Below are 11965 nucleotides of genomic sequence, written 5' to 3' on the forward strand. Positions count from 1 at the left end.
TCCCTTGATTACCATAATAAAAAAGAAAAGTGCGGTAGATTTTACCGCACTTTTGGATGATTTTGTATTAATTCTTAGTGAAAGATAGCACTAAGGATTGAGTAAATGGTGATAGAAAGTAATGCTCCGGCCGGTAATGTTACCACCCAAGATGTCACGATGTTGCGGATAACGGTAAGGTTCAATGCTGCGATACCGCGAGCAAAACCAACCCCTAATACCGCACCCACTAAGGTTTGTGTGGTGGAGATCGGTAAACCGGTTCCTGATGCGACAACCACGGTGATCGCACAGGCGAATTCCGCTGAAAAACCGCGGCTTGGGGTTAAATCGGTGATACCGGTACCGATAGTGCCCATTACTTTATAACCCATCACAGCCATACCCAGCACAATACCCACCGCACCTAATGGCAGGATCCACCAAACAAGCTGGCTTTTAGCAACGATTTCACCGTTATGCTGAATAATGGAAACCACCGCAGAAACAGGCCCGATTGCATTTGCAACATCGTTTGAACCGTGAGCGAATGCCATTGAACAGGCGGTAAGCAACATTAAGATACTGAATACTTTTTCCACACCGCCGAATGTACCGCCCTGCATTCGTTTTTCAAAGGATTTACTGCGTAAATAGAAATAGCAAATCACAATAGCAACGATAGCAATCGTTAGTGAGACTAAGAAAGTTTCAGAGTTGCTTAAGTTTAAACCAACATGCTTTAAACCTTTTTTCATTGTGACAATACTTAGGATGAACGCCGTTAATCCCATATAAAACGGACCGTATTTTTTAGCGTTTTGTAATGGCGTCTCGGTATCGAAAATCAGCTTTTGCGTACTCATAAAAATCGCATAGGCAATAATACCGGCGACAAACGGGGTAATAAACCAACTACCGACGATATTACCGATTTCTTCCCATTGTACCGTATGAGCCCCAACGGTGACACAGGCAAACCCAATAATCGCCCCGATAATTGAGTGTGTGGTAGATACCGGCCATCCCATACGTGATGCAATCAATAACCATAACCCTGCCGCACCTAATGCGGACATCATACCGAGCACTAAAATATCCGGTGTACTTACAAATTCAGTGGGATCGATAATGCCGCTTTTAATGGTTTCGGTCACTTCACCGCCGGCAAGATAGGCACCGGCGAATTCAAAGATCATTGCAATAAAAATAGCCTGTTTCGCTGTCACCGTACCGGAACCGACAGATGTTCCCATTGCATTAGATACATCGTTCGCACCGATACCAAAAGCCATCAACAGCCCTAGCACAGCCGTAATAATAACAAAAACATTACCGTATTGAGCAAGTAGTTCCATCTTTATTTCCTACTAAATTAGTTAAAAATTACGAGCGGGCAATCATCAGTTCGATGCGAGAGCCTACACGCTGAGCTTGATCAGCTAATACACCGACCCACTCAATGACTTTATATAAGAACATCATATCAATCGGATTGTATTCTGTTTCGATTTGACGTAATGCACGACGTAAGGAAATTTGCATATGATCGGTATCATCTTCAATGGAATCTAATTCATTAATCATATCGTTGACCAGATTTAATTCACGGCCACGGAAACCTGTTTCCAGCAGTTGATCCATTTCTTTGATTACTTTATTTGCTTGTACGGTTGAATCCAAGCTACGCTGTAAGAAAGCAATAAATTCTTCTTGGATCACTTCAGGAATAATCAGTTGACGACCGATAATGCGGCCGGCGATATCTTTAGCGATATTTGCCAATTTATCTAATTGAGTCACTAACTCGAGTAAATCGGTACGATCGATAGGTAAGAATAAACCACGTGGTAATTTCAAACGGATTTCACGTTTCAGAGTATCTGCACAGCGTTCAAGTTCAGAAATTTGTGCACGTAATTTTTCAGCTTTATCCCAATCTTCTACAAAGGTTTTATTAAAGAACGGGATTAATAATGCACAGCTCTCAGTTACTTTTTCTGAATGCTTTTGCAATGGTTTCAAAGGGGAATGAGCGAATAAACCTAAAATGTTATTCATTGCCATATTGATATTCTCGTTAAATTAAAATCTAAAATGGGATTAAAACCCGTGTAGTTCTCACTAAATCCATAAGAACTTTGCAAATTTTACAAGATATAGCACCGAATTACCAAATTTTAATCGAAAAAAAATGTGTTTTACGCGATAATGCACGTTATTATTTTTATCTGAAATAAAAATAACGAATTGATCCTAAAGGAATTAATATGAGTAATGAAATTGAATTAAAATTATCGGTAGATCAAGCATTTGCCGATTTTTTAAGCCGCCAGTTATCGGAATACCGCGTTTTAAGCGAAAAACAGACCGCACTTGGCAATTACTATTATGATACGGAACAACAATTTTTTGCCAAACATAAAATGGGCTTGCGGGTTCGTACGGAAGACGGACAATGTACCATGACCTTAAAAACCGACGGCAAAGTCACAGGTGGATTGCATATTCGACCAGAATATAATGCCGCACTCGAAACCTCAGAACCGCAATTAGACAAACTCACTGATTTTTTGCATCAAGAATTAGGTGCGGATTTTGCGTTGCCAAACACGCCGTTAAGACCGATTTTCAGCACGGATTTTAACCGCACTTTATGGATTGTCAAATTTGGCAACGGAGCAGAAATTGAAGTGGCGTTAGATCAAGGAGAAATCAAAGCGGGCGATAAACAACAAGCCGTCAGCGAAGTAGAATTTGAGATAAAACAAGGCCAAGTCAGTGATTTGCTTACTTTTGTAGATGGCTTGACACTCACCGACGGCGTGCGTTTAAGTTCAGTCAGCAAAGCAAAGCGGGGTTATTTATTAGCGGATAACGGCTTGATAAAACCGATTGAATGGTTAGAAAAATGGAAAAACGTGTTGGATCTTGAACAAAATGCGGTTAATCCAAGTGAAATTTTAACCGCACTTTTCCAACACGAACAACAGCTTATCGAAGAAACCGTACAATTCGGTGCCGATTATTTTGCGCAGGATTTTCTGCGTACAGTGGAACGCATCGGGGCATTTTTCAACCTTTACCATTACTATAGTGAAAACGGTCGGTTACTGACTGCTACACTAACCGAACAGCAAGAAAAAGGTAACGATCAAGCAGATGAACAAACGGTGCAGGAACTTGTGGATTCCAATGCCCGCTTGCTGGATCATATTAAAGACATTATCCGTCTCCACAGTGAAAGCAAAAATAACCAATTGGCAATGGAAAAACTCATTGAAATCTTGCATTTAGGGCGATATATCAACCGATTGATCGGATTGATTCGGATGACGATAAAATAGGATTGAAAAATGGCAAAAGCACCAAAAACCGCTTATGTCTGTAGTGATTGCGGCGCGGAATATGCCCGTTGGCAGGGACAATGTTCAGCCTGTAAGGCATGGAATACCATCAGCGAAGTGCGGTTAGTTTCGGCAAAATCTGTAAAAAATGAGCGTTTCAGCGGTTATGCGGGCGAAACGCAATCTAAAATTCAAACGCTGTCAGATATCAGTTTGCAGGAAACCCCTCGTTTTACCAGTGGGTTTAATGAATTGGATCGCGTACTGGGCGGCGGTATTGTACCGGGATCGGCGATTTTGATCGGCGGACATCCGGGGGCAGGAAAATCCACGTTATTGCTACAAGTGATGTGCGGATTATCGCAAAATATGACCGCACTTTATGTGACCGGTGAAGAATCTTTGCAACAGGTGGCCATGCGGGCGAATCGTTTGGGCTTACCGACGGATAAACTGCAAATGTTGTCGGAAACATCCGTCGAACAGATTTGTAACTTAGCGGATCAACTCAAACCGCAAATTATTGTCATCGACTCGATTCAGGTGATGCACCTGGCGGATATTCAATCGTCTCCCGGCAGTGTAGCTCAAGTGCGGGAATGTGCTTCTTTTCTGACCCGTTACGCCAAAAACCGCCAAACCGCCATTGTAATGGTGGGGCACGTCACCAAAGACGGTACATTGGCGGGACCAAAAGTGTTGGAACACGTGATTGACTGTTCGTTATTACTGGAAGGGGAAACGGATTCCCGTTATCGCACCTTACGCAGCCATAAAAACCGTTTTGGAGCAGTGAATGAGCTTGGTGTGTTTGCAATGACCGAGCAAGGTTTGCGGGAGGTGAAAAACCCGTCGGCAATCTTTTTAAGTCGTGGTGATGAACAAACCTCCGGCAGTTCTGTAATGGTGCTGTGGGAAGGGACACGTCCGCTGTTGGTGGAAATTCAAGCCTTGGCAGATCATTCTATGCTCGCCAATCCGCGCCGTGTGGCCGTGGGATTAGAGCAAAACCGCTTGGCTTTACTGCTTGCCGTATTGCACCGCCACGGCGGATTGCAAATGTCTGATCAAGATGTGTTTGTCAATGTGGTGGGCGGCGTGAAAGTCACCGAAACCGGGGCGGATCTGGCCTTATTGCTTGCCTTGATTTCCAGCTTCCGCAATCGCCCGTTACCGCAAGATTTGGTCGTGTTCGGTGAAGTGGGCTTAGCTGGTGAAATCCGCCCTGTGCCGAGCGGTCAGGAACGTATTTATGAAGCGGCAAAACATGGTTTTAAACGAGCGATAGTGCCCTATGCCAACCGCCCGAAAAGTGCGGTGGAAAATATGCAGGTTTTTACCGTGAAAAAGTTAAGTGATGCTTTAACCATATTGGATAATTTTTAGGAATTAAAATGTTTGATATAAGATCGAAAACTTCCGCCGCCGTATTATTGGTGATCGGCTGTGTGGTATTCGGTTTAGGCAGTATTATTGTAGCCTCCGTGTCAGTCGGAGCTTATGCTATCGCTTTTTGGCGACTGCTTGTAGCGGCAATGATCTTTTTATTCTTAAGTCGTTTATTCGGTCAGCACTTTCCCCGTTCCCGCAAAGCCAAAAATTATGCTTTAATCGCCGGATTGTTTTTAGCTTTTGATTTGGCCTTTTGGCATGAAAGTATTTATGCCGTCGGACCGGGGATTTCCACTTTATTGAACAGCCTGCAAATTTTCTGGCTTTCTGCTATCGGGTTTATTTGGTTTAACGAACGACAAAGCAAAGTGCAGGCGTTCGGTTTGTTTTTGGCAGTAGCTGGTGTGGCTTTCATTGGTAGTCCGGAATTTTCTCATAATGATACCGCACTTTGGGGTTTTATTAGCGGTGTGCTATCCGGCTTTATGCTGGCGTTGTCTATGGTATTCGTGCGTAAAACCCACGAAGTGGAAAAAACACAAATTTTTCCGTTGATGTTGCTTATCAGCATTGGCGGAATGCTCTCTTTGATTATCCCGACATTAATTTTAGACTGGGGCAAAATTCTGCCGGCTACTTGGGCACAAGTAGGATGGATTTTAGTTTACGGTGCAGTAATGCAATGTTTCGCCTGGGGATTGATCGCTTATGCGATCCCATTGTTATCGTTGGGATTAACAGGCTTATTGTTGCTCTCCGAACCTGTTGCAGCCTTGTTGATCGACTATTTCTTTTTAGGCAAAACCATTAACGCAATGCAGTGGTTTGGAGCATTACTCACAATGGCGGCAATTTATTTAGGGTCATTTAAACCTAAAAGCAAATAAAATGCTGGAAAATAGTATATAATCAGTTTTTTGTCCTAACTTTTCACCCACCGTGTGAAATGACTTGTTATTTGGAGAAAATAAAATGGATCGTAAAATTAAAGCATTAGATGCCATTGATATAAAAATTCTAAATGAATTGCAACAAAATGGTAAAATTTCCAATATTGATTTGTCTAAGAAAGTGGGACTGTCCCCTACGCCTTGTTTGGAACGGGTGAAACGCCTGGAAAAGCAAGGAATTATAATGGGTTATCGAGCTTTGTTGAATCCTGAGTTGCTCAATGCCCCGTTGCTGGTGCTGGTGGAAATCACCTTAATCCGCGGTAAACCGGATGTGTTTGAAGAATTTAATGCAGCAGTGCAGGCATTGGATGAAATTCAAGAATGTCATCTAGTGTCCGGTGATTTTGACTATCTGCTTAAAACTCGCGTGGCGGATATGGCGGCATACCGTAAATTGCTTGGCACCACCTTATTGCGTCTGCCCGGTGTAAATGATACCCGCACTTATGTAGTGATGGAAGAAGTGAAACAAACGAATTTTTTACAATTAAAATAATATGATAGAACGAATTAAACGATTTACCCCAAAACAATATTTAGTAGAATTTTTACTCGGTGTGATGACCTTGTTTGGCTTGTATTTAGTCATTGCATGGGCGGGTTATAGCCCTTTGGATAATGCTTGGTCGGTATCCAGTTATCAAACGGAAACTATTAACAAAGCCGGAGCATTGGGGGCGTGGATTATTGATTTATTTTTTTCTTTATTCGGCCGAGTGGGAAATTTGATTCCTTTTGTACTATTCATTGCACCGATTTATTTTATTCGCAGTAAACGAGCGGATTATTTAAGTTGGTCGCAAGTGGGCGTATTTGTGGGGGGCTTTTGTCTTTTATTGCTCGGTTTGACCACCTTATCTAGCTTATCTCTCCCCGGTGCTGTGGATTATTTAGCTGGTGGGACATTAGGGGGAATTATTGCAAACTTTTTAGTGCCTATGCTCAATAAATTCGGTGTGATTTTGTTGGCATTGGTACTGAGTGGAATTGGTTTTATGCTATGTTCCGGCACAGCATTAATTAACTTTATGATGAAAGTTTACCGCTGGTTAATGATTAAAAACGAACCTGAAAGCGAGAAAAAAAAGGAGCTGCAAGTACCGCAAGAATTAGAGGAAATTACGGCTGAAGAAATTACCTTAGATCCGCTGGTGCATCCATTGCCGGCATCGCAAATCACTGAAAAAGATGAAACTGATGAACAAAACATCGGATCGAATAATGACGATGAAGATGATGAATTAGTGAATATTGAAAATTTCACAAAACCGGAAATTTTTGGTTTATCACCGGCAGTGCGTATTGATGAGGATCGGCTGGAAGCTAACAGCGTTATTGATCAATCAATGAAAGCTCCGCTCTTTAACGGCTACAATATTGAGCAAAACACAGCGTTACCGATTGTAACTATTGTAACCGATGAAAGTAAAAATCTATCGGAAAACCTACCGCACTTATCGCAAAGAGAGCCGCAAATTTTGTCGCCAAATGATATTGTGACCGTTGCCGATGTACAACAAATCACAAGTAATAATGCTGTGGTAAATGAAGTGATGCCGACAGTAAAATTGGCCATGGCAAATAATACGCCGATGTATGATTTCAACGATGATGAAACAGATCAAAGCGAACACGGCTATCTGGCGGAGCAATTTAAAGCACAAGAACAGCAAAAATTGCGAGAGTTGGAAAGCCGTGCAAAAGCCATGGGCGAGCAGGATGTGTTAAAAGTGATTTTACCGCAAGAAAATAAGTCGTCTGAAATCGCCGAACCTGTTAAAAAGCAGCCTGAATATAAGCCTTATGAAAACACGTTATTACATCCGTTGCTACAACCGACACCTGTGAATATCATTAAACCCACAACACCGTTACCGAGTGTAGATTTATTAGAAAAAATGCCTGTGCAAACCAACGCTGTCACAGAGCAAGAAATTATTGGAACATCTCATAAAATCGAACAACAGTTACGTAACTTTAAGGTTAACGCTACAGTAAAAGACGTGTTAGTCGGTCCCGTAGTCACGCGTTATGAACTTGAACTGCAAGCCGGTGTCAAAGCATCCAAAGTCACCAGTATTGAAACGGATTTAGCGCGGGCATTAACCTTTAAAGCGATCCGAGTGGCAGAAGTGATCCCTGGCAAGCCTTATATCGGTTTGGAAACGCCGAACCGCCATCGCCAAATCGTGCCGCTGCGTGACGTGTTGGATTGTAATGAATTTAGCCATTCCAACGCATTATTGCCAATGGCATTGGGTAAAGATATCAGCGGTAAACCGGTGGTGATCGATTTAGCCAAAACACCGCATTTATTAGTAGCGGGTTCGACCGGATCGGGGAAATCCGTAGGTGTTAATACGATGATTTTAAGTTTGTTATTTAAGCTCAAGCCGGAACAAATGAAATTCATCATGATTGACCCGAAAGTGGTGGAATTATCCATTTACGATGGTATCCCGCATTTACTTACGCCGGTGGTAACCGATATGAAAAAAGCCGCCAATGCCTTGCGTTGGTGCGTGGAAGAAATGGAACGTCGCTATTTGTTATTGGCCGCCTTGCGTGTACGTAATATAGAGGGATATAACGAAAAAATTGACGAAGCTGCTGCCATGAATTTACCGATTCCGAATCCGATTTGGAAACCGGGCGATACGATGGATACTCTGCCGCCGGCATTGGAAAAATTGAGTTATATTGTCGTGATCGTCGATGAATTTGCGGATTTAATGATGGTTGCAGGCAAACAAGTGGAAGAATTTATCGCCCGTATCGCCCAAAAAGCCCGTGCCGTGGGGATTCACTTGATTTTAGCCACTCAGCGTCCGTCCGTAGATGTAATCACGGGTTTGATCAAAGCAAATATTCCAAGCCGAATTGCCTTTACGGTAGCAAGTAAAATTGACTCTCGTACTATTTTGGATCAAGGTGGTGCGGAAAGTTTGCTAGGCAAAGGAGATATGCTGTATTCCGGACAAGGTTCAAGTGATCTGATTCGTATTCACGGTGCTTTTATGAGTGATGCGGAAGTGGGCAAAATTGCCGACGAATGGCGTGCTCGTGGTAAACCGGAATATATCGACAGTATTTTAGAATTTGTCGATGAGGATGATATGAGCGGTGGTGATGATGATTTTGTGGGCAATAGTGATGATGAATTAGACCCGTTATTTGATAAAGCGGTAGAAATTGTCGTCAGCACGGGAATGACATCAACATCATTCTTACAACGCCGATTAAAAGTCGGCTTCAACCGAGCCGCTAATATTATGGAACAGCTTGAAATGCAAGGCATTGTGTCCGAAATGCGTAACGGCAAACGGGAATTATTATCTCGTACGCCAGTGGATTATTAATTATTTAAAAAGAAAAGTAGTAATGAAAAAAACAATTTTAAAAACGACCGCACTTTTAACATTATTAGCAAGCCCATTAGTATGGGCAGATGCGAGTAGCGAATTGCAAAGCCGTTTGCAGAAAATCAATAATTTAACGGCAGATTTCAGCCAAACCGTGAGTTCTGCTAACGGCAAAAATGTGCAACAGGGTTCCGGCAAATTCCAAATTAAACGCCCGAATTTGTTCCGTATGGATACTAAAACTCCACAAGAAACCCAAATTATTGCAGACGGTAAAACCTTATGGTTCTACGATCCTTTTGTGGAACAAGTGACCGCCAATTGGATGAGCGATGCCATTAATAACACACCGTTTGTGTTATTAACCGGCAACGATAAAAATTACTGGAATCAATATTCCGTGGAACAAAAAACCGATACTTTTGTGTTAAAACCAAAAGTAAAAAACAGCAATATCCGCCAGTTTGATGTGCGAATTGATGCCAACGGCGTGTTAAAAGGTTTCAGCACCATTGAAAAAGACGGTCAAAGTAATCTTTATGTATTACGTAATATCAACAACGCGGCGTTATCTAATGATTTATTTAAATTCAACGTACCGAAAGGCGTAGAATTTGACGATCAACGTAAGAAAAAATAAACGATCAGAAAATAATTGAAGGCAGATATGTCTAACTTGAGTTTTGATTTTGCAGAAAACGATTTTCGTCCTTTAGCGGCGAGAATGAGACCGACTAATCTTGACCAATATTGCGGTCAGCAACATTTAGTAGGGCAGGGAAAACCATTACGCAAAGCAGTTGAAGCGGGACATATTCATTCAATGATTTTCTGGGGGCCGCCGGGTACGGGTAAAACCACCTTGGCGGAAATTATTGCCCAACGTATTAACGCGGAAGTGGAACGAATTTCTGCGGTGACTAGTGGCATTAAAGAAATTCGAGAAGCCATTGAACGGGCGAAACAAAACAGTCTGGCAGATCGTCGTACTATCCTTTTTGTGGACGAAGTCCATCGTTTTAACAAAAGCCAACAAGATGCTTTCCTGCCCCATATTGAAGATGGCACCATTATTTTTATCGGTGCCACCACGGAAAATCCCTCTTTTGAATTAAATAATGCTTTGCTCTCACGAGCCAGAGTGTATGTTTTGCGACCTTTAACCGTACAGGATATCGAACGGATATTACAGCAAGCGATTAATGATAAAGAACGTGGTTTAGGCAAAGAGCGGTTGATTTTACAAGAAAATTTATTGCATGACTTAGCGGAATATGTCAACGGCGATGCTCGCCTTGCTTTGAATTGCTTGGAATTAATGGCGGATATGGCAGATGAAACAGAAAATGGCAAAAATTTAGACCGCACTTTGCTTACGGAAGTGCTGGGTGAACGTCAAGCCCGCTTTGATAAAGGCGGAGATCGTTTCTATGATCTCATTTCTGCCCTGCATAAATCCGTGCGTGGTTCAGCACCGGATGCTGCATTATACTGGTATGCCCGTATTATCACTGCAGGCGGCGATCCCTTATATGTGGCACGCCGTTTATTGGCTATAGCATCGGAAGATATCGGCAATGCGGATCCGCGGGCAATGCAAGTGGCGATTGCCGCTTGGGATTGTTTCACCCGCGTTGGGGCTTATGAAGGCGAACGAGCCATTGCTCAAGCGATCATTTATCTTGCGATTGCACCGAAAAGTAATGCGGTGTATGAAGCGTTCAATGCAGCAAAAAAACAAGCCAAAGAAAGCCCTGATTACGATGTGCCTGTGCATTTACGCAATGCCCCAACCAATTTAATGAAAGAATTAGGTTTCGGCCAAGAATACCGCTATGCCCATTTTGAACCCAATGCCTATGCAGCAGGCGAAAATTATTTTCCCGAACCACTCAAAGACAACCAATACTATTTCCCAACCAACCGCGGTATGGAAAGCAAAATCAAAGAAAAATTGGATTGGCTACGACAGCAAGATGCTGCAAGTGATAAGAAACGGTATAAGTAGATATTTACGAAAAATGAGTTTCAATACCATATTATAATTTTACTTTCTATGTCTGTTAGAAATTTGTTTTTTTGTTTCAAATTTAAAGTGTTTCACTCATAGTTGATTTGACTTTCCTTTCTTTATTGTTTCAATCTACGCACCCGTGAAAGGTGCGAGTGCATTGTGGGCGCGTTATGAGAATGCCTGCGAGTTTCAACTCACGCACCCGTGAAAGGTGCGAGCTAACCGCAGCAAGTAAAATCACCAAAAATACTTGGTTTCAACTCACGCACCCGTGAAAGGTGCGAGCTCCCTCACGGACTTTCAGCACCGTATCAGGGCGTTTCAACTCACGCACCCGTGAAAGGTGCGAGATCAGAATTTATCCGATTTATTGAGTGGCAACTGGTTTCAACTCACGCACCCGTGAAAGGTGCGAGTTTCATTTATAGTCCTACCGTCTGTGTAGTGGTCAACAAATTTTTCAGTCCCTGATAGGTTGTTTTTAAATAATCGGAGTGAGTCCATCAAGATATTGATGCGGACGAGCATAATTATAATACATAATGTAATCTTTCGTGTCCGCTACCGAGCTTTCAAATGAAGGATAGTTTTCCAACATCCATTCATATTTAAAACTTCTGAACCAACGTTCCGTTGGCGCATTATCCCAACAGTTACCTCGATGGCTCATACTTTGTACTAACCCATGCCTTTGCACGCATTGCGTAAAGAGTTTGCTACCGTAGATACTTCCCTGATCGGAATGAAAAAGCATAGTGGTTGTTGGCTTTATACGCAGCACGGCGTAATTTAATGCATCAACAACCAATTGTGCATCATGGTAACGACTCATTTTCCACCCTATCAGCTGTCGATTGCGTAAATTAATCACTATCGCTAAATAGCACCATACACCATTCACTCTCACATAAGTGGTAT

At 42.4% G+C, this 11965-nt stretch carries 10 protein-coding genes and 1 CRISPR repeat array; of the genes, 7 read left to right on the top strand and 3 right to left on the bottom strand.

Annotation, left to right across the window (positions count from 1 at the left end; translation table 11 throughout):
* Positions 1-74: 74 nt before the first annotated feature.
* On the bottom strand, positions 75-1337 hold the full coding sequence (locus EDC44_RS05035) for an inorganic phosphate transporter (protein ID WP_131976005.1): 1263 nt from the start codon (positions 1335-1337) through the stop codon (positions 75-77).
* Positions 1338-1365: 28 nt separating this feature from the next.
* A complete protein-coding gene (locus EDC44_RS05040) occupies positions 1366-2046 on the bottom strand; it encodes a TIGR00153 family protein (protein ID WP_131976007.1) in 681 nt (226 codons plus the stop codon).
* 203 nt (positions 2047-2249) lie between these two features.
* On the opposite strand from EDC44_RS05040, the gene EDC44_RS05045 reads away from it, so the two are divergent.
* The 7 genes from EDC44_RS05045 (at position 2250) to EDC44_RS05075 (ending at position 11041) form a co-directional block, all read left to right on the top strand.
* Entirely contained in the window at positions 2250-3326 is a 1077-nt protein-coding gene (locus EDC44_RS05045) for a CYTH domain-containing protein (protein WP_131976009.1), read from the top strand.
* 9 nt (positions 3327-3335) lie between these two features.
* Positions 3336-4712: a DNA repair protein RadA gene (gene radA, locus EDC44_RS05050; RefSeq protein ID WP_131976011.1), complete on the top strand. Its 1377-nt coding sequence runs from the start codon at positions 3336-3338 to the stop codon at positions 4710-4712.
* A gap of 8 nt (positions 4713-4720) precedes the next feature.
* Positions 4721-5605, top strand: a complete 885-nt coding sequence (locus tag EDC44_RS05055) for a DMT family transporter (RefSeq protein ID WP_131976013.1) — start codon at positions 4721-4723, stop codon at positions 5603-5605.
* A gap of 85 nt (positions 5606-5690) precedes the next feature.
* Positions 5691-6167: a leucine-responsive transcriptional regulator Lrp gene (gene lrp / locus EDC44_RS05060; protein ID WP_131976015.1), complete on the top strand. Its 477-nt coding sequence runs from the start codon at positions 5691-5693 to the stop codon at positions 6165-6167.
* A gap of 1 nt (position 6168) precedes the next feature.
* Complete coding sequence (locus tag EDC44_RS05065) at positions 6169-9030, top strand: DNA translocase FtsK (protein WP_131976017.1); 2862 nt, start codon at positions 6169-6171, stop codon at positions 9028-9030.
* Positions 9031-9052: 22 nt separating this feature from the next.
* Positions 9053-9673: an outer membrane lipoprotein periplasmic chaperone LolA gene (lolA, locus tag EDC44_RS05070; RefSeq protein WP_131976019.1), complete on the top strand. Its 621-nt coding sequence runs from the start codon at positions 9053-9055 to the stop codon at positions 9671-9673.
* Positions 9674-9700: 27 nt separating this feature from the next.
* The gene (locus EDC44_RS05075) at positions 9701-11041 is read left to right on the top strand and encodes a replication-associated recombination protein A (RefSeq protein ID WP_131976021.1); all 1341 of its coding nucleotides are present in this window, start codon (positions 9701-9703) and stop codon (positions 11039-11041) included.
* 127 nt (positions 11042-11168) lie between these two features.
* Positions 11169-11463: a CRISPR direct-repeat array (repeat unit 32 nt; unit sequence GTTTCAACTCACGCACCCGTGAAAGGTGCGAG).
* 65 nt (positions 11464-11528) lie between these two features.
* On the opposite strand, the gene EDC44_RS05080 is transcribed toward EDC44_RS05075, so the two are convergent.
* Positions 11529-11965 (bottom strand): DDE-type integrase/transposase/recombinase (locus tag EDC44_RS05080; protein ID WP_131976023.1); only part of this gene is annotated, 437 nt, incomplete at its 5' end.

It is taken from the genome of Cricetibacter osteomyelitidis (assembly GCF_004340985.1).
Taxonomy (GTDB): Bacteria; Pseudomonadota; Gammaproteobacteria; order Enterobacterales; family Pasteurellaceae; genus Cricetibacter; species Cricetibacter osteomyelitidis.

Excerpts from the sequence above, each read along its gene's own strand:
- lolA (WP_131976019.1), top strand. The coding sequence starts at position 9,053 with ATGAAAAAAACAATTTTAAAAACGACCGCACTTTTAACATTATTAGCA.
- radA (WP_131976011.1), top strand. The coding sequence starts at position 3,336 with ATGGCAAAAGCACCAAAAACCGCTTATGTCTGTAGTGATTGCGGCGCG.
- lrp (WP_131976015.1), top strand. The coding sequence starts at position 5,691 with ATGGATCGTAAAATTAAAGCATTAGATGCCATTGATATAAAAATTCTA.
- EDC44_RS05055 (WP_131976013.1), top strand. The coding sequence starts at position 4,721 with ATGTTTGATATAAGATCGAAAACTTCCGCCGCCGTATTATTGGTGATC.
- EDC44_RS05065 (WP_131976017.1), top strand. The coding sequence starts at position 6,169 with ATGATAGAACGAATTAAACGATTTACCCCAAAACAATATTTAGTAGAA.
- EDC44_RS05040 (WP_131976007.1), bottom strand. The coding sequence starts at position 2,046 with ATGGCAATGAATAACATTTTAGGTTTATTCGCTCATTCCCCTTTGAAA.
- EDC44_RS05035 (WP_131976005.1), bottom strand. The coding sequence starts at position 1,337 with ATGGAACTACTTGCTCAATACGGTAATGTTTTTGTTATTATTACGGCT.
- EDC44_RS05075 (WP_131976021.1), top strand. The coding sequence starts at position 9,701 with ATGTCTAACTTGAGTTTTGATTTTGCAGAAAACGATTTTCGTCCTTTA.
- EDC44_RS05045 (WP_131976009.1), top strand. The coding sequence starts at position 2,250 with ATGAGTAATGAAATTGAATTAAAATTATCGGTAGATCAAGCATTTGCC.